The organism is Streptosporangium sp. NPDC049046, from assembly GCF_040649155.1.
GTDB lineage: Bacteria > Actinomycetota > Actinomycetes > Streptosporangiales > Streptosporangiaceae > Streptosporangium.
The window spans coordinates 20761-44471 of record NZ_JBEZEZ010000036.1 but is presented as its reverse complement, the minus strand read 5'-3'; the positions used below and the strand labels follow the sequence as shown (position 1 = coordinate 44471).

Sequence of the window (23711 nt, the reverse complement as noted above, 5' to 3'; positions counted from 1 at the left end):
GTCATGCGCTCCTGGGCCGTCAACAACCGCTACCACCACCTCGCGCTCCGGGTCTATCTCGTGATCGTCGTGGCCCACTGGGCCGAGCACATCACCCAGGCGATCCAGATCTACGCTCTGGGCTGGCCGCTGCACGAGGCCCGCGGCGTCCTCGGCGTGCCCTTTCCGTGGCTGGTCCACTCCGAGTGGATGCACTACGGGTACGCGCTGCTCATGCTCGTCGGCCTGATCCTGTTGCGGCCCGGCTTCACGGGCCGGGCCAGGACGTGGTGGACCGTCTCGCTCGGCATCCAGGCCTGGCACCACCTGGAGCACCTGCTGCTCCTCATCCAGGCGCTCACCGGTTCGTACATCGCGGGCAAGGCGGTGCCGACCAGTCTGATCCAGCTCCTCATCCCGAGGGTCGAGCTGCACCTGTTCTACAACACCATCGTGTTCGTCCCGATGGTCGTGGCGATGGTGTTGCACCTGCGGCCCCGGCCGGAGGAGCGGGCGGCGATGAACTGCAGGTGCGCCACCCGCTCCCTCGTCACGACCGGCTGACAGGCTCATGGCTTCCTGGCGTACTGGGTCTGCGCGTTGAACTCCCCAAGCTTCACGTTCTTGGCCGAACGCAGGCCGGGGTCACGCAGATCCAGCACGTCCAGGCCCTTCTGGGTGTCGGTCACGTAGACGAAGCCGTTGTAGTAGTACGCCGACCACGCGCCGCCGAGCATGAGCTGCTTCTCCGACAGCGGCGGCCGGTCGAAGTAGGCGATCTCCTTCGGCCGGCGCGGGTCGGTGAACTCCCAGACCGACACGCCGCCCTGGTACCACGCCTGCACCATGACGTCCCGCCCGGCGACGGGCACGAGGGAGCCGTAGTGCGCCACACAGTTCTCCGTCGGCCCCTGCTCGCGGGGAATCTTGAAATAGCTCTGCTTGACCAGCCGACGCCGGTCACCGCGTCCTTCGATGGTGTAGACGGCATTGGCCCCGGCCTGCGCGCCGACCGCCTTGTTGCAGGTGGCGACCATGCCGCCGCCGAGCTCGTCGGTGAACACGACCTTGTCGCCCGCGTCGTTGAACAGGGCCGAGTGCCAGAAGGCGAAGTTCTCCACGTCGCGTTCGGTGGTGATGACGCGGGGCTTGAGCCGGTCGGAGATGTCGATGAGCACGCCGTCGCCCATGCACGCTCCGGCCATCAGGTCCTTGGCCGGGTAGGCCGTGAGGTCGTGGCAACCGCTCGTCGGGAACCACGTCGCGCCCGCGTTCCCCGGGTTGCCGCCCTTGGGGAACAGCATCGGCCGCGCCGCGATCTTCGCCTTCTCCGGCGACTTCACCGGCACCTTCACGATCGAGACGCTGTTGTGAGGTGGCTGACAGGTGGGATTCGTCGGGGCGGGACCGTAGGAGGAGACGTACACGAAGACCGAGTTCCTGTCCCGGCCCTCGCCGGGCACCACCGTGTTCGTGTGCGAGCCGCAGGGAGTGCTGACCGCGGCCACATAGCGCGGGTCGGACTTGTTCGCGATGTCGAAGATCTTGATGCCCTCCCACGCCTCCGGGTCGGTCGGCGAGGCGGGCGTGCTCTTGCACGTGTCGTCGCTGCGCGGGTCATCGGTCGACAGGAACAGCAGGTCACCATGGATCGAGACGTCGTTCTGCGCTCCGGGGCAGAGCACCTGGCTGACGATGCGCGGAGCGGCGGGATCGCGGATGTCGTACACGACGAAGCCCTCGAAATTCCCGGCGATCGCGTGGTCGCCGGTGAAGGCCATGTCGGTCATCGGTGCCATCGGCGCGGCGAACGGGCCGGGCTTCGGCACGTTCGCCGCGAGCTTGACATTCGGACTGTTGACGACGGCACCCGAGGGAGCGGGGGTGGCCTCTCGCGCACCGGGCGCGACGGCACCGGTGGCGCAGCCGAAGGTGAGAGCGAGGGCGGCAAGCGCGGCACCCACGCCCAAGAGGGTTCTCCGGTTCATGACTTCCAGTGGAGTACTTTATAAATATATAGTCAATACCGTTCGGTGGCGGAATCCGAAGAAGTCGACATGAAGTCTGGAAGCTCTCATTTCGCGACAGGCTCGGCCCCTCGGCTCTCTTGGAGCGACAGTTGACGCTTTCGAAAGCATTGGCTAACGTTTAAAACCATACAGTGATCTCTGGATCTTCTCCGGGTCAGGGGCGCGCGAGGCGCTGCCCTGCTCGGCCCGCCCCATCTGTCTGGTTGGAGTGACCATGACCGACGTCTCCTCGCAGTTCCCCCGGGACCGCCAACGGTGGACGCTCATCCTGGCCTCGTTCGCGTCCTTCATGGTCGGTCTCGACGTCCTCGTCGTGACCACCGCCCTGCCGACTCTCCACGAGGAGCTCGGCGCCGGCGTCGCCGGTCTGGGCTGGACCGTCAACGCCTACGAGCTGGGTTTCGCGGCGTTCATCCTGACCGGCGCCGCGCTCGGCGACCGGTTCGGGCGACGCAAACTGTTCGTGACGGGCATCGCCGTTTTCACGCTGGCCTCGGCCGTCTGCGCGCTCAGCACCACCATCGAGACCCTGATCGCGGCCCGCGCCGTGCAGGGCATCGGCGGTGGCATCGCCATTGCCCTGGCGCTGGCGGTCATCGCCGACGCCACACCGCCGCAGGAGCGCGGTGCCGCCTTCGGTGTCTGGGGTGCCATCTCCGGTGTGGCCGTCGCGGCGGGACCGCTGGTCGGCGGCCTGATCATCCAGGGGTTCGCGTGGCAGTGGATCTTCTGGCTGAACGTTCCCGTCGGCATCGCGCTCGTCGCGCTCAGCCTTGTGAAGATCGGTGAGACCCACGGCACCGTACGAGGCATCGACGTCGTCGGTCTCGTCCTGTCGACGCTCGGCGTGTTCGGTATCGCGCAGTCCCTCATCCGGGGTGGCGACGCGGGCTGGACCGAGCCCACCATTCTCGTCGGTTTCATCGGCGGCCTGATCGCACTGGCGGCGTTCGTCTTCTGGCAGACCAGGGTGCCCAGCCCGATGATGCCGGTCGGGATGTTCCGCAACCTCAGCTTCACCGGCGGGGTCATCGCGGGCTTCGCGCTGGCCGCCGCGCTCTACGGCAACGGCTTCGTGTTCGCGCAGTACCTCCAGCTCGCCGAGGGCAACTCGCCGCTGGGCGTGGGCCTGCGCATGCTGCCCTGGGTCGGTCTGGCCCTCTTCGTCTCGCCGATCGCAGGAAAACTCGCCGACAAGATGGGGGAGCGCCCGCTCGTCATCGTCGGACTGCTGCTGCACGCCGTCGGGTTCGGCGCCATCGCCCTCATGGCCGCCGCCGGCACCGGTTACGGTCCGATGATCTTCCCGCTGCTGTTGGCCGGCATCGGGGTCTCCATCGCCTTCCCCACCGTCGCCTCCGCGGTGATGCGCTCGGTCAGCCAGATGGAGGCGGGCATCGCCGCCGGTGTCAGCAACACCGTCCGCCAGGTCGGCGCCGTCTTCGGCGTCGCGGCGGCGGCGGCCACCTTCACCGCGACCGGCGGTTACGGCAGCCCCGAGAGCTTCGTCGACGGGTTCACCCCGGCCACGATCGTGCTCACCGCCATCACCCTCGTCGGTGTGCTGGGGGCCTTCGTCATCAAGCGGCCCCAGTACGACCCGGCGCCCGCCACCGAGCCTTCCTCCGTCCACGAAAAGTAATCGAGAAGGGAAACAATCATGGGCAACCCCATCGCCTGGTTCGATCTGACGTCCAAGAACGCCGCGACGTCCCGCGCCTTCTACTCCGAGATCTTCGGCTGGAATATCGATGTCGACCCGCAGATGGGTTACGGCATGGTCGACACCGGCGCGTCCGAGGGCATCCCCGGCGGCATCGGCGAGAACCCCGACGCCGACCCCGCCCTGGTCGCCTACATCGTGGTCGAGGACGCCGAGGCGACCCTCAAGCAGATCGAGGCTCAGGGCGGCAGGCGTGAAGTGCCGCCCTACGAGATCCCGGGCATCGGCACCATGGCCACGTTCAAGGACCCCGACGGCATCACCGTCGGTCTGTGGCAGCGCTGAGCTGACCATGGCCGCAGGTGAGACGGGTGCCGGAACCGGGGACGAGGAACTCGACGTGGTCCTGCGGGCCATCGCCGACCCCACCCGCCGGTCGATCCTTCATCTCATCGCGGCCGCGGAGCTTCCGGCCGGGCAGATCGCGGAGCACTTCGCGGTCACCCGGTCGGCGGTCTCCCAGCACCTGAAGGTCCTGCGGGAGGCCGGCCTCGTGGTCGAACGCCGCCAGGGCACCCGACGCCTCTACCGGGCCAGCCAGGACACCCTGGCCAGGTTGCGAGCCTTCCTTGAGGACATCTGGTGGGCGGGCTTCGCGCAGGCCCGGCTGGAGGCGGAGGAGCGAGATCCAAAAAAAAATGACCCCATGACGGGGTGGCCACGCGAGGAGCGGAGATGGTGGACCGGCTCAGCGCACGCGCGCGCAAGGCGGTCGTCCTGGCCCAGGAAGAGGCCAGGATGTTCAACCACAACACCATTGGCACCGATCATCTGCTGCTCGGCCTGGTCCAGGCCGGAGGCGTCGCCGGGGCGTTGTTCCGGGAGATGCGGGTCGATCTCGACCTCGTGCACCAGCAGGTCGAGATCGTCGTCGGCCCCGGACTCGTGCACACATCCGGCCCGATCCCGCTGGGGGAGCCCGCCAAAGGGCTGATGGCCCGTGCCGCCGAGGAGGCCCGCCGCCTCGGCGAGGACACGGTCGACACCGAACACATGCTGCTCGGCCTGCTCGCAGACGAGGACGATCCGGCCGTCGCCGTGCTGCGCGGTCTGTCGATCGATCCCGGCAGGGTCCGCGAGCGGGTCTTCGAACTGCTCGACCAGGTGCCCGAGCCGATCAGGGCGGCGACCGGCCCGGTCCGCTCCGTCGACCTGCTGCTGTCCCGGTTCGGCCGCAGTCTCACCGACGCCGCCCGTGCGGGTGAACTCGATCCCGTCATCGGGCGGGAACACGAGCTCGACCGGCTGGTGCAGGTGCTGCTGCGGCGTACCAAGAACAGCCCGCTGCTGATCGGCGAGCCGGGTGTGGGGAAGACCGTCCTGGTCGAGGCGCTCGCGCAGCGGGTGGTGGACGGGACAGTGCCGGAGGAACTGCGCGACAAACGCCTGTACGCGCTGGATCTCGGCTCACTGATCGCGGGCGCCCGGGAGCGCGGTGTCTTCGAGGAACGCCTGCGCACCATCCTCAACGAGGCCGGGGGTGACGGCGGTGTGGTGCTGTTCGTCGACGAGATCCACGCCCTGGTCGGGGCCGGCGACCGGGCCGGGGCGCTCGACGCCGCCGCGATCGTGAAGCCCCTGCTGGCCAGGGGCGAACTGCGTCTCATCGGAGCGACCACGCCCGAGGAGTACCGCAAGTACTTCGCCGGTGACGTCACCATGGACCGCCGCTTCCAGCCGATCACGCTGGAGGCGCCCAGCGTCGCGGCCACCATCGGCATCCTCAAGGGTCTGCGCCCTCGCTACGAGGCCCATCACCGGGTCGTCGTGACCGACGACGCGCTGGTCGCCGCCGCCCGAATGACCGACCGCCACATCACCGGCCGCGCGCTGCCCGACAAGGCCGTCGACGTCATCGACGAGGCGGGGGCGCTGGCCCGGGTTCGCTCCCTCGCGGGCGGCCAGGCCCTCGACAAGGTGGACGAGGACCTGGTCGCCGAGGTGCTGGCCGAGATGACCGGTATCCCGCTCGAACGCCTGACCTCTGAGGACGTGGCGCGGCTGCGCGGCCTGGAGGACGAGCTTCGCGCCCGCGTCGTCGGCCAGGACGCCGCCGTCGCCTCGCTCGGCGCGGCCATCAGGCGGGCCAGGGCCGGGGTCTCCGACCCCGACCGCCCGGTCGGCTCCTTCCTGTTCGCCGGTCCATCCGGAGTGGGCAAGACCGAACTGGCCAGGGCGCTGGCCGGGGTGTTGTTCGGTACCGACGACGCCCTCATCCAGCTCGACATGAGCGAGTACGTCGAACGCCACTCCGTCTCCCGTCTCATCGGTGCCCCGCCCGGTTACGCCGGTTTCGAGGACGGTGGGCAGCTCACCGACAGGGTCCGCCGCAAACCGTTCAGCGTGGTGTTGTTCGACGAGATCGAGAAGGCCCACCCGGACGTGCTGGACGTGCTGCTCCAGCTCGTGGAGGAGGGGCGGCTGACCTCCGGTGACGGCCGCACGGTCACGTTCACCAGTACGGTCGTCATCCTCACCACCAACCTGGGAGCCCGCAGGACGGGCCATCCGGCCGCGGGTTTCGCCGGGGAGGGGACGAGTGGCTCCCCGGTGCACGCGGAACTGCGGCGGCACCTGCGGCCCGAGTTGCTCAATCGGCTCGACGAGGTCCTCGTCTTCGCCCGGCTCGGGCACGCCGAGCTGCTCCGCATCGTCGACATGGCCGTCGCCGACCTGGGGCGCCGCCTCTACGAGAGTGCCGGGGTACGCCTGGAGGTGACCACCCCGGCGCGGGAGTTCCTGGCCAGACTCGGGCACGACCCGGCGATGGGTGCGCGCCCGCTGCGCGGCACCGTCCGGCGCGAGCTCGACGACACGCTGTCGGCCCAGGTGCTGAGCGGCAGGCTGACAGCCGGCCGGACGGTGCTGTTCGGGGTGGCCGACGAGGACCACCCGTCGCTCACCTTCACCGTTCTCTGATCGGTTCCGGCTCCGCGAGCTGGCCCAGGGAGACGAGCCCGGCCGCACTGACCATGCGGGTCACCCAGTTGAACTGGCAGGCCGTCCAGAGGGCCTCCAGGATCTGCGCGTCGCTCCAGCCGCAGGCTCGCGCCTTGGCGAAGTCGGCTTCCGTGATGCGGTCCGGCTCCTTCGTGACGCGCCGGGACAGGCGTAGCAGCTCACGCGTCGGCTCGGGCAGGTCCATCTGATCGACCTCCGCCACCGCCAGGCTCGCCTTCATCGTGGCGTCGGCGTTCAGCAGGTCGAGGAACAGGACGTGCGCGTCGACGCAGTACCGGCAGGACACCTCCCGGGCGACGAACGCCGAGATGAGCTCCTTGACGTCGCGGGACAGTGCGCCGTCCTCGTCGAAGACCGAACGGTACCCGTCCCAGAAGACCTTGAGAAACGGTGTGCGAGTGCTGACGAGCTTGAAGACGTCGGGCACCAGTCCGAGACCGAAGTGATCACGGATCTCGGTGTAGAGGGCTGCGACGTCCCCGGTGGCGGCACTTTCCGCAACGACGGGGACGCGGACACCAGGATGACGGGGGGTCATATGCGCTCCTGAGGGTCGCCGGGACAACTTCTCAATTCTATGTATAATTAAAGTAGCCAGGTGAAGCAAGGAGGCTGCCATGGGTCACGTTCGCCGAAACTACGGTCAGTACTGCGGGCTGGCGGCGGCTCTCGACGTCGTCGGCGAGCGCTGGACCCTGCTCATCGTCCGGGAAATGCTGCTCGGCCCCCGTCGTTACGGCGAGCTCCTGGAGGCGCTTCCCGGCATCGGCACCAACCTGCTCGCCGAACGGCTCAAGGTGCTCCACGAGCTCGGCGTCATCACGCGCCCGCAGACCCGTGACCATGGATACGTGCTGACCGAGCTGGGCCAGGAGCTGCGGGAGCCGGTTCTGCAACTGGCCCGGTGGGGGATGCACTTCCTCGGCGTGCCCGCTCACGATGTCGAGACCCGGGCGCACTGGGGCTTCCTCGCGGTGCAGGCGATGATCGACCCCGAGCGCGCCACCGACATCGACGAGTCCTACGAGTTCCGGGTCGACGACGTGGTCTTCCACATCGCGGTCGCGGGACGGGTGCCCGTCGCGCTGGACGGGCCCGCCGAGAGTGAGCCCGCCGTCGTGGCGCGCACCGACGCCCGCACCTTCGTCGAGATCGGGGCCAAGCGGTTGACGCCGTTCGAGGCCCTGGCCTCGGGGAGGCTGCAGCTCACCGGCGACACCGACGCCATCGTGCGTTCCAGCGTCCTGCTCGGACTGATGGCTCCCGTAGGCTGAGCTTCACATTGATGTAGAAGCATGAAGCGAATCCCATCGCAGAGGATCAAGCGGCTCATATTGACTATATAAACTTAAAGCCCTCTACTGGAAGTGTCGGTTCGTGTCCGACGCTCGTCCGGCGGCTCCCGCGGGCCTGCTCACCACTTCCAGAGGAGAGATCAATGCCGCACATCGCCATGTCCCCCGAGCTTGCCCCCGGCACGCCCGGTCTGTTCCAGTACCGCCCGGAGACGGGGCGCCCCCTCGGTGAACTGGCCGAGACGCTGCTACGCAGCCCCCACTCGCTGGGACGGGGGGAGCGGGAACTCATCGCGACCTATGTGTCCGTGCTCAACCACTGCAAGTTCTGCACCTCCACCCACTCCGAGGTCAGCGCCGCCCAGATCGAGGGCGGGCGATCCCTGGTCGACAAGGTCATCGCCGACGTCGACAGCGCCCCGGCCTCGCCCAAGCTGCGCGCCCTCATCAAGATCGCGGCTGCGACGGTCGAGGGAGGCCACGCCGTCACGGCAGAACTGGTCGAGGCGGCCCGGCAGGCGGGAGCCACCGACACCGAGATCCACGACTCGGTGCTCATCTCGGCGGCTTTCTGCATGTTCAACCGCTACTGCGACGGGCTGGCGGCCATCGTGCCCGACGACCCGGCGGCCTACGCCGGCATGGCTCAGATGATCATCAACGACGGTTATCGGATGTGCGCCACCGGCCACTGATCGCCGTCCGTGGCTGTCCCGGCGGTGTCGAGCCTCACGCCGGGACGGCCGCCCCTGTTCTGCCGCAAGACGCTCGTCCGGGAAGGGCAGCCATGAGGGAAAAGACCCCGAACACCATCCGACTGACCACGTTGTCTCCCGGCGCCGGGTGCGCCTGCAAACTGCCGCAGGCGTCGCTGGAGACGCTCATGACCAACCTGAACGGGTTTGGGGCCGGAGCCGACGACGACCTGCTGGTGGGCCTGAGCGAGGGCGACGACGCCGCGGTCCTGCGCCTGGGCGACGGCCAGGCGCTCATCCTGACCACCGACTTCTTCACCCCCGTCCTCGACGACCCCTACGACTGGGGTCAGGTCGCCGCCGCCAACGCCATGTCCGACGTCTACGCCATGGGCGGCCGCCCCGTCGCCGCGCTCAACCTGGCCGCCTGGCCGGGCGAGGGACTGCCGCTGGAGATGCTGGCCGACGTCATGCGCGGCGCGTCCGTCAAGGCCGCCGAGGGCGGCTGCGCCGTGGTGGGCGGCCACACGATCGCCGACCCCGTCCCCAAGTACGGCATGGCCGTCATCGGTTTGGCCGACCCCGCGCATCTGATGACCATCGACAAGGCGCGTCCCGGCGACCTGCTCGTGCTGACCAAACCCCTCGGCACCGGCGTCATCGTGACGGCCTTCAAACAGGACGCGGCCGACCCCGCCACCCTTACCGAGGCCGTCGCCTCGATGACCGCCCTGAACGCCGGCGCCGCCCGCGCGGCCACGGCCGCCGGGGTGCGCGCCGCGACCGACGTCACCGGGTTCGGCCTGCTCGGCCACCTGCGCCGCATGCTCAGCGCGAGCGGCCTGGCCGCGCGCATCGACGCTGATCGCGTGCCGCTGCTGCCCGACGCGCGGGAACTGGCCGCCAAGGGCTTCGTGTCCGGGGGCACCAAGGCCAACATGAGCTTCCTGACCGACTGGGTCGACATCGCGGTCTCGGTGGACGAGGAGGTCGCCGTCCTGTTGCACGACGCGCAGACCTCCGGCGGGCTGCTCCTCGCCGTCCCGCCGCCGGCCGCCGACCTGGTCGGCCACCTCCGGCGACACGACCTGTCGACAGCCGTCATCGGCGAGGTGGTCCCTGGCCGCCCGGGACGTATATCCGTACACGCCGGCGCCTGAGAAGGAGAACGATGACCATGGACTCCGGGCCGCGACCGGCCGCGACCGGCACGCTTTCCCTCGGAAGGCACGACAGCACGGCCATCGACCCCCGCCGAGCCCTGCCGAAGACCGATGTCCTGCTCGCCCTGCCCGTGATGTGCGAGCTGGCCGCCGCGTGGGGGCGCCCCCTCGTGGCGGAGACGACCCGGCGAGTGCTGGACGAGGTGCGCCGTTCGGTCGCCGGCGGGGGAGCCGTGCCATCCCCCGAAGAGATCGCCGCCACGGTGGCGGGTTCGCTGGCGGCGCTGAACGCCGGCCGGGTCCGGTCGGTGATCAACGCGACCGGGGTCGTCCTGCACACCAACCTCGGGCGGGCACCGCTGTCGGAGGCGGCGCGGGCGGCCGTCAACGCCGCCGCCGGGTACTCCACGGTCGAGTTCGACCTGGCCACCGGTGGCCGCGGCAAACGCGGTGCGACCGTGAACACGATGCTGCGCGAACTGAGCGGCGCTCCCGGCGCGCTGGCCGTCAACAACGCCGCCGCGGCGCTGTTCCTCGCCCTGGGCACCCTGGCGCGAGACCGCGAGGTGATCGTCTCGCGCGGGGAACTGGTGGAGATCGGCGGCGAGTTCCGCATCCCCGCCATCATGGAGGCCGCCGGAGCCCGTCTTGTCGAGGTCGGTTCGACCAACCGCACCCACGTCGCCGACTACGTGAACGCCGTCACCGACCGCACCGCGATGCTGATGGTGGTGCACCCGTCGAACTACCGCATCGAGGGCTTCACCGCCGCTCCGCCGCTGCCGGCGCTCGTGTCGGTCGCGCGCGAGGCGGGCCTGCCCCTGCTGCACGACCTCGGCTCGGGCCTGCTCACCGGCCGCATGGGCGACGAGCCGACCCTGCGCGACAGCCTGGCGGCGGGTACGGACCTGGCGGTCTTCTCCGGCGACAAGCTCTTCGGCGGCCCCCAGGCCGGCATCGTCGTCGGCGACGACACTCTCGTTCGGCGATTGTCCCGGCACCCGATCGCCCGTGCCGTGCGCATCGACAAGCTCACGCTGGCCGCTCTCGAAGCGACGCTCCTCTCCCATTTGGGGGGCCGCCGGAGTGAGCTGCCCGTGTGGCGCATGCTGGATGCCTCCCTCGACGACCTCACCCGTCGCGCCACCAGGCTGGCCGGCTCGATCGGGCGACGTGCACGGGTGCGCGAGGGCACGGGCATGGTCGGCGGCGGCAGCCTGCCCGCCGAACGACTGCCCTCGGTGCTGGTCGAACTCGACTGCGGCCCGTCGGGGGAGTCGGCCGTCACCTCGGCGCTGCGCGCCGGTGAGACACCGGTGATCGTGCGCACCGAGCGTGGCCGGGTGCTGGTCGACCTGCGCACGGTCGCTCCCGAGGAGGACGAAGTACTGGAGAAGGCACTGCTGGCAGTGCTGGCCTGACGCTCCCTTCGCGCGGATGCCCGTAGCCGGGAGGCTGCGCGAACCGCCACCTTGCGGAGGAAGACGAACAGCGAGGAGCGACGGGCCGTGATCGAGGATCCGGCCTCTCTACCGGGAGCGCACGCGCCGGCTCGCGTTGTCCACCCGTACGGTGTGCCCGCGCTCATCCAGATACTCGAGCAGGGGGATCACAACCCGGCGGCTCGTGCCCAGCGCGCTCCGGGCCTCACTCGCGGTGAACGGCTGAGGCAGCTCCTCAAGGATCTCCACCGCGCGCGGCTCGGCGATCAGGGGCAGTACCACTCCCTCGGCCAGCCGCAACACCGCGCCTACCTTGGCGGCGGCGATCGCCGCCCGCGAGTCCAGGCCGAGCTGCGCGAGCCGGACCGCCTCCGGAGCCTGGAAGGGCGTCGTCTCCAGTTCCCGCTCCAGGCGACGTACGGCGGCCGTGATCGCCTCGGGGAGCCTGGGCCGGTCGGCGGGCCGGTGGATGCGCCCGGCCTCTATTCTCAGCGGTGGCCTGACCAGCGCCTCCACGAGCCGCCGGTGGGGCAGGCCGAGCAGTTGCCTGGCCACCTCGACGGGAAGGGTCGGGACGAGCGGGTTGCGCAACGCGTAGTCCTTGGTCAGGGCGCCGAGTCCCTGGCTCTGACTCACCCACCACGCGGGATCGACCCGCCAGTCGCCGTCGACCTTCCGGCCCACCGCGGTGAGACCCAGCGGGTCGAACTCGTCCTCCCTGAGGTAGCGGTGACGGGCGAGGAGGTGGTGGGCGGTCGGAGGGTCCGGCCAGTCGGCGATTTCGTCCGCGACCCGGGCCGCCGCTCCTCGCCGTCGCAGCGAGGGCGGGCGTACGTCGAGCACGGTCAGGCCGGTGACCCGCCGGGAGCCGGGGTCGCGCAGGATCACGCGGTCGCCGACGTGCAGCGGCAGCGGGTGGTCGAGGACGAGCCTGGCGGTGGTCTCGCCGAGGCGGCGCACCCGCACGCTCACCGACGCCGAGCCCACATGCAACAGGGACTCACGCGGCAGCAGGTCGGAGGTGCCCGCGCGTAACCGGACGTCGAGCGTGTCGGTGACCGTCCAGCGGCCGGGGGAGACCAGGGCCATGCCGCGCCCGCAGTCGGCGAGGTCGACGCCCTTGAGGTTGAGCGCGACCCGGGCCACGCCGGTCACCCTCTCGGTCTTGCGTTTCAGCGACTCCATGCCGCGGACCTTCACGACCCGGCCAGAGGGGCTGAGCTGAAGTTCGTCGCCGACGTTCACGGTGCCCGAGGGCAGCGTGCCGGTGACGACGGTGCCCATGCCCTTGACGGTGAACACACGGTCGATCCACAACCGGACCGGCGCCGCGTCGTCGGGCGCGGGCAGCGCGCCCACGAGATCGTCGAGCGCGGTGACCAGGTCGTCGACGCCGTCACCGGTGATGCTGCTGACGGCCACCGCGGGTACGCCGTCGAGGGAGGTGCCGACCAGTTCCAGCCGGGCCTCCTCGATGGCCAGTTCGGCGTCCCCGCGGTCGGACCGGGTCACCACCAGAAGCCCGTGGCGTACCCCCAGCGCGTCGATGACGGCCAGGTGCTCGGCCGACTGGGGCATCCATCCCTCGTCGGCGGCCACCACCATGAGCACGGCGGGCACCGGCCCGATCCCGGCCATCATGTTCGTCACGAACCGCTCGTGGCCGGGAACGTCGACGAAGGCGAGCGAACGTCCCGAGGGCATGGTGCGCCATGCGAATCCCAGGTCGATCGTGAGCCCTCGCCGACGTTCCTCGGCCCAGCGGTCGGGCTCCATCCCGGTCAGGGCGCGGACGAGGGTCGACTTTCCGTGATCGACGTGACCGGCGGTCGCCACTACGTGCATACGCGCCACTCCTCACCCTGAAGAATCCCGCGACGGAGCGAAAGCGGAGGCGAACGGGAATCGAACCCGCCGGCGACGTCAAACGCCGCCCCATCGGTTTTGTAGACCGGGAGGGCCACCAGGCACCCAACGCCTCCACGAAGTAACTAACGATATTTGTAGCCGTGGCGTCAACAGCGGGATGGCGGGTTTTTCCCGCCGAGGGCGCTGTTCAGGCTATTCAAAGGGTGCTTTGTTCATTGGAACTCTTCGGTTCGCCATCCGCTTGACTATATTAATTTAAAGTACTCAACTGAGTATCGACGCTCAGACCTACCGAGCCCTGGTTGGGAGACGACATGACCATCGCTGACAGCCCACTGTCGACGGCGTCGCCGGACGTCGGTCCCCTGCTCAAGGAGTACCGCGAGGTGTTCGTCCCCGCCGCGGTGGACTACCTCGAACGGCGCATCAGCGCCAACGAGCTCCGCGAGCGCTGGAAGCCGCACTACTACGGGACGTTCCACCGGTACGACGTGACGGTGGAGCAGGCTTGGCGGCGGCAGAGCGGATCGACGGGCCTGCTGGAGTCCGGCGGCCCTCCCGCAGACCCCAAACACGAGGCTCCGCTCGCCCACTTCCCGGTGAGCGTCGCCTACAACAACCTCGACCGGCTGATCGAGGTGCTCGCGGTCGAGCTTGGCGACCAGACGGTCGACAAGACCCGCATCCGCGAGCGGACCGTGGACTTCGCGCACGTCATCGATTCGCTCGACGTCCTGATGTCGTCACTCGACGGCTGACGGACACTCACCATCGCTCTCACTTGAAAGGTTGAACTGTGAGCGAACCACAGGGAATCCTCAGACAACTCCTGGAGAGGGGGGTCGCGGCGGACATCGACCCCACGACCCTCTCTCCGGCGGAGGTCGTCCGGGGCCACGACTCCGCGTGGGGAGGGCCGGGGAACCTCTACCCCATCCGCCCTTACACGCTGACGCCGTCGGCCTTGGAGACGTTCATCGTCCGCGAGCGCATCCACGTGCGCATCGACGGTCTCGGTGAGGACATCGTCGACCTCCATGGCATGGCGATCTACCGTCGCCACGACCCGCACGCCGCCGGCGAGCTGAACTGGGCCAGCGCCACGATCACGGCCCAGTTCCTGTCGCTTCAGGTGACCGGGCACAGCGAGATCTTCGGTCAGGTCAAGGTGTCGAACACACCGGGCAAGTCGGAGGGAGCGCGGGTCAAGCCGAGTCCCACCCCAGACGATGGGTCACCGATGCCCATCAAGGACTGTATCACCATGATCTATCCTCGGTTCGAGGTAGAGCAGCTCGGCACGACCGTCGACACGGGCGACCAGGTGGTCCGTCTGGAGTCGCGGGTCGCGATGGTCCCCCCGATCGGGGACGTGTCGCGGACGTCCAAGCACTACGCGCTGTACGACGGTGAGAGCCGTCAGGTCGGTGAGCTGATCGCCGCCGACATCGAGATCGGGAACCTCCTGCACCACATCCCGATCACCAGCGCCGTGGTGCCCGCCGAGCTGGCGCGAATGCTGGCGTAGGCACCCCAGGCGATGGATGACGTGCGCGTTGCCGGGCCGGCTCGGGCGAATTTCCGCGCGGGCCGGCTCGCGTCCTATGCCTTCGGTGTCGAGGCCGCCATCGGGCACAACCCGATGCGGTACCTGTTCGCTCGCCGCTTCTCCGCTGCGCCGGAGCGGGCGGTGACCGCGATCTTCGTGATCAAACCCGATGTGCTGTTCGGCACCTATGTCTGGATGGAGGAGGACCGCGACGCCGGCGACTGCCGCATCAGCACCTTTCTGCCGACCATGCGTCGCCCCATCCAGGTCGTCGACCGTCTGGTCTTCGACTGCCTTCCGCTCACCGACATCGGCTACGTCGACCTGATGGCGTGGTCGCATCCCGTTCTCCAGCTCACCGACGACGAGCAGGAGGCCGGAAGGCGCACGTACCGGGGGCCGGCGTCCATGGACGGTCTCATGGTGGACGAGTGCTATGTGCCCGGGACCGGCGTGGTGGTCGAGCGGGTCGTGCGGCAGCGAGGTGAACCGGTCCGCAGGTGGGAGGCCCTGGAACTCGCGGGCTCCGCCGCCGACTGGTTGCCCCGCAGGGTGCGCGTCTCCCGGCTCGACAGCGGGCACCGGACCGACTTCACCAGAAGCGGCCCTGCCGTCCCGCTGGCCGCCGACGACTTCGACGGCGGTCCCGAGTCGCTGCGCGACGCGGTGGCACGCGCCTTGGCCGAGGCGGGGCCGAGGTCATGACCGTGGCCGTCCGACTGCTCCAGGTGGCCGTCCACGTGACGACCGCGATCGCTCGGATGGCGGTGGTCGCGGTCGCGGTCCGGCGCCGGGCCGCGCTCGCGAGAGAGGTCGCCCGCCTGCTCGAACGGCTCGGCGGCGCCTTCCTGAAGACCGGCCAGTTGCTGGCGACCCGGGTCGACGTGGTGGGGGAGGTCCTGGCGGCGGAGCTGGGACGCCTGCACGACCACGTCGCCCCGATGCCGGCCAGGCAGGCGTTGTCGGCGGCCCGCCGGGCCTTCGCCGAACCCCCCGCCGAGATGCTGACGGCGCTGGCCGGTCCACCGATCGCGAGCGGCTCCATCGCCTGCGTCTACCGCATGACCTGGAAGGGGCGCGACCTCGCGGTCAAGGTCAGGCGACCGGAGGTGGTACGCAGCTTCGCGGCCGACACCGCGATCGTGAGTGGCCTCGCCCGTCTCGCCTCCCGGGTGCCACGGTTTGCCCGGTTGCCGCTGACCGACATCGTCGGGCAGATGGGCGACGCGCTCCGCGGGCAGCTCGACTTCGCGCAGGAGGCGCGATATCTGCGCCGACTGCGCGAAGACCTCGCCGACGTGGACGGGGTCGTCGTCCCCGAACCCGTGGACGAGCTCACCGCCGGTGGCGTCATCACGATGACCTTCGCCGAGGACCTGGCCGGGCAACCCGGCGATCGCGCGTCGGTGGAGCGGGGTGTCACCACGTTGGTGCGCGCGGTCTACCACATGCTCTTCGTCCGCGGGTTCATCCACGTCGACCTGCACCAGGGCAACGCCTACATCCGCCCCGGAGGCGAGGTGGTGGTGCTCGACGCCGGATTCATGTTCCCGCTGAGTGAAATGGCGCGGACCCGGTTCACACAATTCTTCGCCGGAATGATCAAAGGCGACGGTGAGTTATGCGCGCGCATTCTTCTGGCCAGTGCGCGCGGTGTTGCGAATGGGGCGGATGTTACTGGATTTCAACGCGAGGTGGCCGAACTGGTCAATCGCAGTTCGGGCGCCGTCGCCAAGGACTTCGAGTTGGGTCCCTTCGCTGTCAGGCTGTTCGACCTGCAACGCGAATACGCCGTCTTCGCCGAGCCGGAATTCGTGTTCCCGCTTCTCTGCCTACTGGCCCTGGAGGGGACCGTGCGGCGTCTCCATCCCTTGATGGATTTCCAGATCGAGGCGGCTCCCTATGTGATGCACGGTCTCCTGATGGCGCCCTTGACAGCCTCGGGAACTCCAGAGAATATAGCTATATAATTCTAAAGTAATCAATTTTAATCACGTTATTGTACTGACCGATCCTGTGTTCCGGGAGTGCGTATGTCAACCCGAGAGGAACTCGTACAATCGCCCGGAGCGGCCGGTTCGGTCGTCGTGCTGTGTCTCGCCGCGTTCGTCGTGATGATCGATTCGACCGTCGTCCAGGTGATGGTCCCCGCCCTGACCGTGTCGTTCGACGCCGGGCTCGACGACGTCCTGTGGGTCTTCAACGGATTCGTCATCGCCTACGCCGCCCTGCTGATCACCGCCGGGCGGCTCGGCGGCATGTACGGCCCGCGTCGCCTCCTGCTCGCCGGGGTCGTCGTGTTCGCCCTCGCCTCCCTCGCCGGAGGGCTGGCGCCCGCGCTGCCGCAGCTGGTAGCCGCGCGGGTGGCCCAGGGGGTCGGCGGAGCGATGATCGTGCCGCAGACCCTCACCCTGATCGCCGCCGTCTTCCCCGCCGAACGGCGCGGTGCCGCGCTCGGCCTGGTCAGCGCGACGATGGCGCTGGCCGCCGTCCTCGGTCCCGTCGGCGGCGGCCTGGTCGTCGCGACCTGGGGGTGGCGGTGGGTCTTCCTGGTCAACGTCCCCGTATGTCTCGCCGTCGTGGTGCTGGCCCGCCGCTGGGTGCCGTCCGGTGGCACGGCCGTACGGACCCGGCTCGACGGGGGAGGGGTCGTGCTGATCGGCACGGGGTTGGCCGTGGTCGCCTACGCGCTGGTCGGCGAAGGCCGGCTGCTCTGGCTGGTGCCCGCCGCCGGGCTGATCGCCGTATTCGTGGCGTGGCAGCGGCGGCACCCCGCGCCTCTCATGCCGCCGGACGTGTTCCGGGAGCGCGGCTTCCTGGTCGCCGGGTCGATCGGTGCCGTCCAGTTCGGCGTGCTCGCCGGGCTGATGCTCCTGGTCTCGGTACGGATCCAGGGTGAACTCGGAGGCGACGCGATCGACACGGGACTGGCGCTGCTGCCGATGGCCGTGGCGGCCGGGGTCGTCTCACCGGTCGCCGGATGGCTCAGCGACCGGATCGGCGGTGGCCCGATCATGGCGGCGGGAATGGCCTGCCTCGGTGCCGGTGTCATCGGGTTCGCGTTGCCGGCCCTCGGCACGACGGTGGCGGCGCTGGCGCTGGCCGGCGTCGGAGTGGGACTCGTCATGGCTCCGGCCAGCACCGAGGCGATCCGCGGGCTCGCCCCCCATCTGGTGCCCGCGGCCTCCGGCATGCTCAACACCGCGCGCCAGGCCGCCTCGCTGCTCGGCGTCGCCGTGATCGGCGGGATCGCTCAGCACGGACCCGGCGCCCATCCGACCGCCGCGGCCGTGCTCACCGCGGTCGCCCTGCTCTCCGCCATCTGCGGGCTGTTCCTACTGCCCCGGCACGTCAGCGACGACGCGCTCACCAACCGTCCATGACCCGGACGGCGGCACCCCCGCCGCGCGTCCGCCATCTCATCGAGCCCCGAGGAGATATCAGCCATGCGTCAGCTCCTGACGGAACGCGAACAGTCGTTCCTCGCCCTAGCCGACAAGGTCCTCCCGGCCCTGGGCGAGCGTGCGGCACGGCACGACCGGGACAACACCTTCCCCGCCGACAACTACGACGACCTGCGCTCTCACGGGCTCCTGCGGCTCACCGTGCCCGAGGAACTGGGCGGCCTCGGCGCGGACCAGGGCGAACTGCTGCGGGTGCTGGAGCGTCTGGCCACCGCCGACGGCGCCACCGCGTTGTCGTACGCCATGCACGCCGCGCCGCTCGGATCGTGGGCGGCGACCTGGCGGCGCACCGGGGCGCCGCCGCTGGAGCAGGTGCTGCGCGTCGCGGGGCAGGACGGCCTCGTGCTGGCCGCCATCGCGAGTGAGCCCGGCATCCCGGCCCTCTTCATGGACGCCAGGACCAAGGCCACCAAGGTCCCCGGCGGCTTCCGGTTGCACGGACGCAAGACCTTCGGCACCAACAGTGCGATCGCCACGATGTGGGCCGCCACCGCCCGCTGGGACGACGGCCCCGAAGGACCGCGCGTGCTCATCGTGATGGTCGACCCGAGCGCGCCGGGAGTGACGATCGAGCCGACCTGGGACACCCTCGGCATGCGGGCCACCCGGAGCGACGACATCGTGTTCGACGGCATGTTCGTGCCCGACATGGCCGTCTTGCAGGCGATCCCGGTCGGTCACTTCGACGTCCAGGTGCTCGACATGATCCTTTCGTGGACCACGCCGAGTTTCGGCGCCGTCTACACGGGCCTGGCCGTCGCGGCCCTCGACTACGCCGTCGACCTCGCCCGCCGTAACGGCCTCCAGCGGGACGCCCGCGTCCAGGACGCGATCGCCGACGCAGAGATCGCCATCGAGACCAGCAGGGCGATGCTCCAGCGGCACGCCGCCGACGTCGCCGGCGGGGCTCTGGTGAGCCGGCTCGGCGTGCAGGAAGGACTGGCCCGCTGCGCGCTGGTCAAGAACGTCTGCACCAACAACGCCGCCGCGGTGATGACGCGTCTGATCGACGTCGTGGGCGGCGCGGCCTATCGGCGCGGTTCCGCCTACGAGCGGATCTGGCGTGACGTGCAGGCGGGGTTGTTCATGCCGATCAACAACCGCACCGGCCGCGAGCTGATCGGCGCCAGTGCCCTTGGCGTCGAACTCGCCCCGGTCGCGCCGTTCACGATGCCCGGCGGGGAGGGACGATGACCAGGAGACTGCTCGCCGTCGTCGTCGCCCTGTTGCTGGCCGCCGTCGGCTGCGGATCCGGCGGTCACGCGGCCCACACGGCAGCCGGGATCCCGGCGAAACTGCGGGTGGGCGTGGTGCCCAACATCTCCCCGGAGAAGCAGCGCGCCCAGTATGAACCCTTCCGTGCCTATCTGGCGGGCAAGCTCGGTACCGAGGTGGAGCTGTTCGTGGCCACCAACTACGCCGGCGTGGTCGCCGCCCTTTCCGCGGGCAAACTCGACGTCGCCTACCTCGGCGGGCTGACCTACGTCCAGGCGGAGGCGCAGACGAAGGTGGTGCCGCTGGTCACCGAGGTCGACCAGGAGACCGGGACGCCCGAATACCTGTCCGCCGTGGTGGTGAAGACCGGGTCGCCGTACAAGACCACCGGGGACGTCGTCGCGGGCGGCGGCACCTTCGCCTTCGGCGACATCAGCTCCACCTCCGGCAGCCTCTATCCCCGCATCATGATCACTCAGGCGGGGGCCCGATGCGAGACCGGCGACATGATGGCCTGCCCACCGCTGAAGGCGGTCACCTTCACCGGCGGTCACGACGCCACCGCGCAGGCGGTCGCGAAGGGCGACGTCGACGCGGGCGGCATCGAGCTGCGCATCCTGCACCGCCTCGAGAAGCAGGGAAGTGTGCCCAAGGGCGCCCTGCGGGCGATCGAGACCCGTGACGTCATGGGGTATCCGTGGGTGGCGCGCCTTGAGTTGCCCGAGGCGGCGCGCACGGCCGTCACTGACGCCTTCCTCGCGATCGACCAGCCGGAACTGCTCGACCTGATGCGGGCCAAGAAGTACGCCGCCGTCACCGCCGCGGATTACGACGAGGTGCGTGAGCAGGCCGCCGCCCTCGGGCTGCTGACTCCGAGACAAGAACAGCCATGACGGATGAGGCGATGGAGGTGCACGTCGGCGGGGTCACGGTGGCCTTCGGGGGGCGCACCGTCCTGTCGGGAGTACATCTCAAGGTCGGGCCGGGGGAGCGGGTCGCGCTGCTCGGTCCATCGGGAGCGGGCAAGACCACGCTGCTCCGCGTCATCATCGGCGCCGTTCGCCCCTCCGGCGGGGAGGTCTCGATCGACGGCGCCGACCCGTTCGGCCGCCGTGCCGAGATCACCGCGCTGCGCCGCCGGATCGGGTGTGTACGGCAACGCGACGACCTGATCGTCGGGCTCACCGCGCGCACCAACATCCTGGCGGGGGTCGCCCACGCGTGGCGGCCGGTCGACTGGGCCGTCGTGCTGGCCGGAGGAGTGCCGTCGAGGTTCGCCGCGCGGCTCGCCGAACTGGCCGCCATCCACGACATCACCCGCCTGCTGCGGACCCGCGTCGAACGCCTCTCCGGCGGGGAGAGGCAGCGTGTCGCGCTCGCCCGAGCCCTGTTCACCGCGCCGCGCCTGCTGCTGGCCGACGAGTGCACCTCGGGGCTGGACCCGGTACGCGCGGCGGTCGCCCTGGAGCATCTGAGCAACAGCGGCGCCACCTTGATCGCCACCACCCACGACCTCGACGTGGCTCGCCGGTTCGACCGCGTCGCCGCGCTGCGCGACGGCCACGTCGTCTATGACGGCGATCCGCCCGACGCCGGGCGGCTGGAACAGATCTACGGGCCACCGGCGGAGATGATGTCATGACCCTTCAAGAGGAACGGACGCGCACCGTCTCGCCGCCGCCTCCCGAGCCCCGGCGTGGTCCCCGGGTGGTGGTCACGGTCGCGGCCCTCGGTCTCGTGGCGTGGTCGGTGGCGGGTACCGGGATCGGTCTCGGCTCCCTCATCGAGGGCAGGGAGGGCGCCGCCCAGATCATCGGTGGGTTGTTCCCGCCCGATCTGGACGCCGACCTGCTCGGCCGGGTCTTCACCGCGGCCGTCGAGACCGTGCAGATCTCGGTCGCCGCGCTGCTGCTCGGCACGCTCATCGGGCTGCCGCTCGCCGTGCTGATGGCCGGGAACGTGCAGGCCCCGCGCTGGCCGGCGGCCGGCGCGCGCGCGATCGCCACCACTCTGCGCAGCGTGCACGAGCTGCTCTGGGCGTTGTTGTTCGTCGCCACGGTCGGGCTCGGTCCCGCGGCGGGTGTCTACGCCATCGCTCTGCACTCGGCGGGAGTGCTGGCGAAACTCTGCTCGGAGCAACTCGAGGCCGTCGACCCCGGGCCGGTCGAGGCGATGCGACTGACCGGCGGCTCCCGGCTGACGACGGCCCTCCTCGGCATCGTGCCGCAGGCCCGTGCGGTGATCGCCTCCCAGATCCTCTACCAGTGGGAGTGCAACATCCGCAGTTCCGTGGTCATCGGATTCGTCGGGGCGGGCGGCATCGGCCAGGCCCTCGGTATCGCCCTGAACCTGTTTCGCTACCAGGAACTGGCCACGCTCATGGCCTCGGTGGTGATCCTCGTCATCGCCGTGGACCGCATCTCGAAGATCTTCCGGGGGCGCCTTGGGGCGGCCTCCGAGCGTACGGGCGGCGGGGTGCCGTCCGCGATCCGATCTCTGCTCTGGAGGAGCCGACGATGAAGATCCTTTTTGTCCTGCACGACCCGCCCTACGGCACCGAGCGCACCTACAACGGCATCCGCTGGGCCCGGCAGATGCTGGAGGACGACGTCAACGAGGTCCGGGTCTTCCTGTTCGGCGATGCCGTGGCCGCGGCGGCTGCCGGTCAGAAGACCCCGGACGGCTACTACAACCTGGGAAACATGATCCGGGGGCTGGTGTCCCGCAACGCCGATGTGGGTTGTTGCGGCGCGTGCCTGGACGCGCGCGGCATCAACGAGGAGAACGTGGTCACCGGCGCCCACCGCTCCTCGATGAAGGAACTGGCCACCTGGACGATGTGGGCCGATCGCACCATCAACGTCTGATCTCGGTCTCCGATCGAGTCTGACCGCGGGAAAGACGAAACCGGCCGGGCCTGTCAGGGCCCGGCCGGTTCCTTCGTCTCAGACGAGTGAGGCCATGCCCTTCAGGGCCTTGTCCACCTCCTGCGATGTGGTCACCATGCTCGGCCCGAACCGCACGTACGTCTCCCGGTAGGGCGTGGCCGCCGCCGCGACCCGGTGTTCCTTGGCCAGTCGCTCCACCACGGCATCGGGGTGCATGCCCTCGACCGCGCAGCAGACGACACCCGCCGACACCTCGGCCGACCGTGGCGTCACCAGACGGACGTGCCGGAGCGCGGCGAGCCCGGCCTTGAGTTGCTCGGCCTGCGTCCTGATCTGCTCGGCGACCCGCGCGGGGCCGATGGCCTGGTGGAACTCCACCGCCGCGGGAAGCGCCCAGCGGTGCTCGAAGGTGTGGTAGCCGCCGGGCGTCGCGAGGTCTCCTGGCGCCCCGGCGGGTGGCTGGCCGGTGAACCAGCCCTGGAAGGCCGGCATCGAGAAGCTCGGGATGATCTGACGATGCCGCCGCCAGGCGGCGGGAGTGCCCCACACGAAGCCTGTGCCGCGCGGACCGAACAACCACTTGTGAGTGGATGTGATGAAGAAGTCGGCTCCGAGGTCCTTCATGGTGACGGCCTCGGCGGCGAAGCCGTGCACGCCGTCCACGCACAGCAGCACCCGGTCGGGCTCCGAACGCTCGGCGTTCACCTTCACGAGCATGTCCGCGACCTGCTTCACCGGCAGTTTGACGCCGGTGATCGAGTGCACCCAGGTCATCGCCAGCACCCGCGTCCGTGACGTGATCGCGGCCTTGAGGCGGGCGACCATCTGGTCGGCCCGCGCCCGGGCCGGGTCGTCGTAGAGACGGATGGTGCGCACCTTGGCGCCGGTCGCGGTGGCTCGTAGCCTGACCGCCTCGTAGGTGGAGTAGAACTCGTGCGCGCTGGTGAGGATCTCGTCGTTCTCGCGTAACTCCAGGCCGCCGTACAGCAGGCCGATGCCCATGGTGGCGCTGTCGGTGAGGGCGATCTCGCCGGGTTGGGCTCCGATGTACTTGGCCAGTGCCTGCCGGGCCCGCGAGCTGAACTCGAAGTCGGCCATGCCCATGCCGAACTCGACAGGGTTGGTGTCCAGCCCTTGCCGGAACCCGGTGATGGCGGCGGTCACCGGCGCCGGATGGGAGGACAGCATGAAGGCCGAGAAGTGCGCCAGGTTGGGCGTGAGCGGGAACTGCGCCCGCACCGATGTCCAGTCACGCGGGTTGAACATGGGGGGTGTGGTGGGGGCCGGGGCGCCGCTCGTGCCGGCGCCGGCGGTCGCGGACGAGCACGCGCCGGCGAGCAGACCGCCGCCGGCGAGGGCGGCGCCCAGGAAAAGCGAGCGACGAGGGATGGTCTTGGCGGGGTCGGTCATGACGCCTCCTGCACAGGGCAGAGCGAGC

22 protein-coding genes, 1 tRNA gene and 1 pseudogene are annotated in these 23711 nt (G+C 69.8%); 19 read left to right on the top strand and 5 right to left on the bottom strand.

What is annotated here, in order from left to right; genetic code table 11:
- The first annotated feature begins 3 nt into the window (after positions 1–3).
- Complete coding sequence (locus AB0B96_RS35115; protein WP_362905782.1) at positions 4–543, top strand: hypothetical protein; 540 nt, start codon at positions 4–6, stop codon at positions 541–543.
- A 5-nt stretch (positions 544–548) separates the two neighbouring features.
- Here AB0B96_RS35115 and AB0B96_RS35110 read toward each other — a convergent pair whose 3' ends face one another.
- Positions 549–1943, bottom strand: coding sequence for a hypothetical protein (locus tag AB0B96_RS35110; RefSeq protein ID WP_362905780.1), 1395 nt, complete (start codon positions 1941–1943; stop codon positions 549–551).
- A gap of 280 nt (positions 1944–2223) precedes the next feature.
- On the opposite strand from AB0B96_RS35110, the gene AB0B96_RS35105 reads away from it, so the two are divergent.
- From AB0B96_RS35105 to AB0B96_RS35090, 4 genes and pseudogenes are all read left to right on the top strand, one after another.
- Positions 2224–3651 carry a DHA2 family efflux MFS transporter permease subunit gene (locus tag AB0B96_RS35105; protein ID WP_362905778.1) on the top strand — a complete coding sequence of 476 codons (1428 nt, stop codon included), beginning with the start codon at positions 2224–2226 and terminating at the stop codon, positions 3649–3651.
- 18 nt (positions 3652–3669) lie between these two features.
- Complete coding sequence (locus AB0B96_RS35100) at positions 3670–4017, top strand: VOC family protein (protein ID WP_362905776.1); 348 nt, start codon at positions 3670–3672, stop codon at positions 4015–4017.
- 7 nt (positions 4018–4024) lie between these two features.
- Positions 4025–4279: pseudogene (locus AB0B96_RS35095) on the top strand (metalloregulator ArsR/SmtB family transcription factor); the annotation flags it as partial.
- A 128-nt stretch (positions 4280–4407) separates the two neighbouring features.
- The gene (locus AB0B96_RS35090) at positions 4408–6651 is read left to right on the top strand and encodes an ATP-dependent Clp protease ATP-binding subunit (protein WP_362905774.1); all 2244 of its coding nucleotides are present in this window, start codon (positions 4408–4410) and stop codon (positions 6649–6651) included.
- Here the strand turns inward: AB0B96_RS35090 and AB0B96_RS35085 are convergent.
- A complete protein-coding gene (locus AB0B96_RS35085) occupies positions 6638–7231 on the bottom strand; it encodes a peroxidase-related enzyme (RefSeq protein WP_362905772.1) in 594 nt (197 codons plus the stop codon). The two genes, AB0B96_RS35090 and AB0B96_RS35085, sit on opposite strands and share 14 nt — an antisense overlap.
- A gap of 79 nt (positions 7232–7310) precedes the next feature.
- On the opposite strand from AB0B96_RS35085, the gene AB0B96_RS35080 reads away from it, so the two are divergent.
- The 4 genes from AB0B96_RS35080 (at position 7311) to selA (ending at position 11267) form a co-directional block, all read left to right on the top strand.
- Complete coding sequence (locus tag AB0B96_RS35080) at positions 7311–7967, top strand: winged helix-turn-helix transcriptional regulator (protein WP_362905770.1); 657 nt, start codon at positions 7311–7313, stop codon at positions 7965–7967.
- A gap of 164 nt (positions 7968–8131) precedes the next feature.
- Positions 8132–8683 (top strand): peroxidase-related enzyme, encoded by a 552-nt coding sequence (locus tag AB0B96_RS35075; RefSeq protein ID WP_362905768.1) that lies wholly within the window; start codon positions 8132–8134, stop codon positions 8681–8683.
- 92 nt (positions 8684–8775) lie between these two features.
- Complete coding sequence (gene selD, locus AB0B96_RS35070; protein WP_362905766.1) at positions 8776–9843, top strand: selenide, water dikinase SelD; 1068 nt, start codon at positions 8776–8778, stop codon at positions 9841–9843.
- Between the two features lie 11 nt (positions 9844–9854).
- The gene (selA, locus tag AB0B96_RS35065; RefSeq protein WP_362905764.1) at positions 9855–11267 is read left to right on the top strand and encodes an L-seryl-tRNA(Sec) selenium transferase; all 1413 of its coding nucleotides are present in this window, start codon (positions 9855–9857) and stop codon (positions 11265–11267) included.
- A 108-nt stretch (positions 11268–11375) separates the two neighbouring features.
- Here selA and selB read toward each other — a convergent pair whose 3' ends face one another.
- Positions 11376–13133: a selenocysteine-specific translation elongation factor gene (gene selB, locus AB0B96_RS35060; protein WP_362905762.1), complete on the bottom strand. Its 1758-nt coding sequence runs from the start codon at positions 13131–13133 to the stop codon at positions 11376–11378.
- 43 nt (positions 13134–13176) lie between these two features.
- Positions 13177–13270, bottom strand: a tRNA-OTHER gene (locus tag AB0B96_RS35055).
- Positions 13271–13471: 201 nt separating this feature from the next.
- On the opposite strand from AB0B96_RS35055, the gene AB0B96_RS35050 reads away from it, so the two are divergent.
- The 10 genes from AB0B96_RS35050 (at position 13472) to AB0B96_RS35005 (ending at position 22252) form a co-directional block, all read left to right on the top strand.
- On the top strand, positions 13472–13915 hold the full coding sequence (locus tag AB0B96_RS35050; protein WP_362905760.1) for a hypothetical protein: 444 nt from the start codon (positions 13472–13474) through the stop codon (positions 13913–13915).
- 38 nt (positions 13916–13953) lie between these two features.
- Positions 13954–14685 (top strand): DUF6073 family protein, encoded by a 732-nt coding sequence (locus AB0B96_RS35045; RefSeq protein WP_362905758.1) that lies wholly within the window; start codon positions 13954–13956, stop codon positions 14683–14685.
- 21 nt (positions 14686–14706) lie between these two features.
- Positions 14707–15411, top strand: a complete 705-nt coding sequence (locus tag AB0B96_RS35040) for a hypothetical protein (RefSeq protein WP_362905756.1) — start codon at positions 14707–14709, stop codon at positions 15409–15411.
- Positions 15408–16676 carry an AarF/ABC1/UbiB kinase family protein gene (locus AB0B96_RS35035; protein WP_362905754.1) on the top strand — a complete coding sequence of 423 codons (1269 nt, stop codon included), beginning with the start codon at positions 15408–15410 and terminating at the stop codon, positions 16674–16676. Before AB0B96_RS35040 ends, AB0B96_RS35035 begins: the two co-directional genes overlap by 4 nt.
- A 63-nt stretch (positions 16677–16739) precedes the next feature.
- Positions 16740–18089 carry an MFS transporter gene (locus tag AB0B96_RS35030; protein WP_362905753.1) on the top strand — a complete coding sequence of 450 codons (1350 nt, stop codon included), beginning with the start codon at positions 16740–16742 and terminating at the stop codon, positions 18087–18089.
- Between the two features lie 63 nt (positions 18090–18152).
- The gene (locus tag AB0B96_RS35025; RefSeq protein ID WP_362905751.1) at positions 18153–19364 is read left to right on the top strand and encodes an acyl-CoA dehydrogenase family protein; all 1212 of its coding nucleotides are present in this window, start codon (positions 18153–18155) and stop codon (positions 19362–19364) included.
- Positions 19361–20278, top strand: a complete 918-nt coding sequence (gene phnD / locus AB0B96_RS35020; protein ID WP_362905749.1) for a phosphate/phosphite/phosphonate ABC transporter substrate-binding protein — start codon at positions 19361–19363, stop codon at positions 20276–20278. Before AB0B96_RS35025 ends, phnD begins: the two co-directional genes overlap by 4 nt.
- Positions 20275–21027 (top strand): ATP-binding cassette domain-containing protein, encoded by a 753-nt coding sequence (locus AB0B96_RS35015; RefSeq protein ID WP_362905748.1) that lies wholly within the window; start codon positions 20275–20277, stop codon positions 21025–21027. The genes phnD and AB0B96_RS35015 overlap by 4 nt, the downstream gene beginning before the upstream one ends.
- On the top strand, positions 21024–21905 hold the full coding sequence (gene phnE / locus AB0B96_RS35010) for a phosphonate ABC transporter, permease protein PhnE (protein ID WP_362905746.1): 882 nt from the start codon (positions 21024–21026) through the stop codon (positions 21903–21905). Before AB0B96_RS35015 ends, phnE begins: the two co-directional genes overlap by 4 nt.
- Positions 21902–22252, top strand: coding sequence for a DsrE family protein (locus AB0B96_RS35005; protein ID WP_362905744.1), 351 nt, complete (start codon positions 21902–21904; stop codon positions 22250–22252). Before phnE ends, AB0B96_RS35005 begins: the two co-directional genes overlap by 4 nt.
- Before the next feature lie 78 nt (positions 22253–22330).
- Here the strand turns inward: AB0B96_RS35005 and AB0B96_RS35000 are convergent, their stop codons facing one another.
- Positions 22331–23683, bottom strand: coding sequence for an aminotransferase class V-fold PLP-dependent enzyme (locus AB0B96_RS35000; protein WP_362905742.1), 1353 nt, complete (start codon positions 23681–23683; stop codon positions 22331–22333).
- Between the last annotated feature and the right edge of the window lie 28 nt (positions 23684–23711).

Bases quoted from the DNA above. Each gene is read 5' to 3' on its own strand.
- selD (WP_362905766.1), top strand. From the start codon at position 8,776: ATGAGGGAAAAGACCCCGAACACCATCCGACTGACCACGTTGTCTCCC.
- AB0B96_RS35005 (WP_362905744.1), top strand. From the start codon at position 21,902: ATGAAGATCCTTTTTGTCCTGCACGACCCGCCCTACGGCACCGAGCGC.
- AB0B96_RS35025 (WP_362905751.1), top strand. From the start codon at position 18,153: ATGCGTCAGCTCCTGACGGAACGCGAACAGTCGTTCCTCGCCCTAGCC.
- selB (WP_362905762.1), bottom strand. From the start codon at position 13,133: ATGCACGTAGTGGCGACCGCCGGTCACGTCGATCACGGAAAGTCGACC.
- AB0B96_RS35115 (WP_362905782.1), top strand. From the start codon at position 4: ATGCGCTCCTGGGCCGTCAACAACCGCTACCACCACCTCGCGCTCCGG.
- AB0B96_RS35105 (WP_362905778.1), top strand. From the start codon at position 2,224: ATGACCGACGTCTCCTCGCAGTTCCCCCGGGACCGCCAACGGTGGACG.
- AB0B96_RS35030 (WP_362905753.1), top strand. From the start codon at position 16,740: ATGTCAACCCGAGAGGAACTCGTACAATCGCCCGGAGCGGCCGGTTCG.
- AB0B96_RS35050 (WP_362905760.1), top strand. From the start codon at position 13,472: ATGACCATCGCTGACAGCCCACTGTCGACGGCGTCGCCGGACGTCGGT.
- phnE (WP_362905746.1), top strand. From the start codon at position 21,024: ATGACCCTTCAAGAGGAACGGACGCGCACCGTCTCGCCGCCGCCTCCC.
- AB0B96_RS35080 (WP_362905770.1), top strand. From the start codon at position 7,311: ATGGGTCACGTTCGCCGAAACTACGGTCAGTACTGCGGGCTGGCGGCG.
- phnD (WP_362905749.1), top strand. From the start codon at position 19,361: ATGACCAGGAGACTGCTCGCCGTCGTCGTCGCCCTGTTGCTGGCCGCC.
- AB0B96_RS35000 (WP_362905742.1), bottom strand. From the start codon at position 23,683: ATGACCGACCCCGCCAAGACCATCCCTCGTCGCTCGCTTTTCCTGGGC.
- AB0B96_RS35090 (WP_362905774.1), top strand. From the start codon at position 4,408: ATGGTGGACCGGCTCAGCGCACGCGCGCGCAAGGCGGTCGTCCTGGCC.
- AB0B96_RS35035 (WP_362905754.1), top strand. From the start codon at position 15,408: ATGACCGTGGCCGTCCGACTGCTCCAGGTGGCCGTCCACGTGACGACC.
- AB0B96_RS35085 (WP_362905772.1), bottom strand. From the start codon at position 7,231: ATGACCCCCCGTCATCCTGGTGTCCGCGTCCCCGTCGTTGCGGAAAGT.
- AB0B96_RS35075 (WP_362905768.1), top strand. From the start codon at position 8,132: ATGCCGCACATCGCCATGTCCCCCGAGCTTGCCCCCGGCACGCCCGGT.
- AB0B96_RS35015 (WP_362905748.1), top strand. From the start codon at position 20,275: ATGACGGATGAGGCGATGGAGGTGCACGTCGGCGGGGTCACGGTGGCC.
- selA (WP_362905764.1), top strand. From the start codon at position 9,855: ATGACCATGGACTCCGGGCCGCGACCGGCCGCGACCGGCACGCTTTCC.
- AB0B96_RS35100 (WP_362905776.1), top strand. From the start codon at position 3,670: ATGGGCAACCCCATCGCCTGGTTCGATCTGACGTCCAAGAACGCCGCG.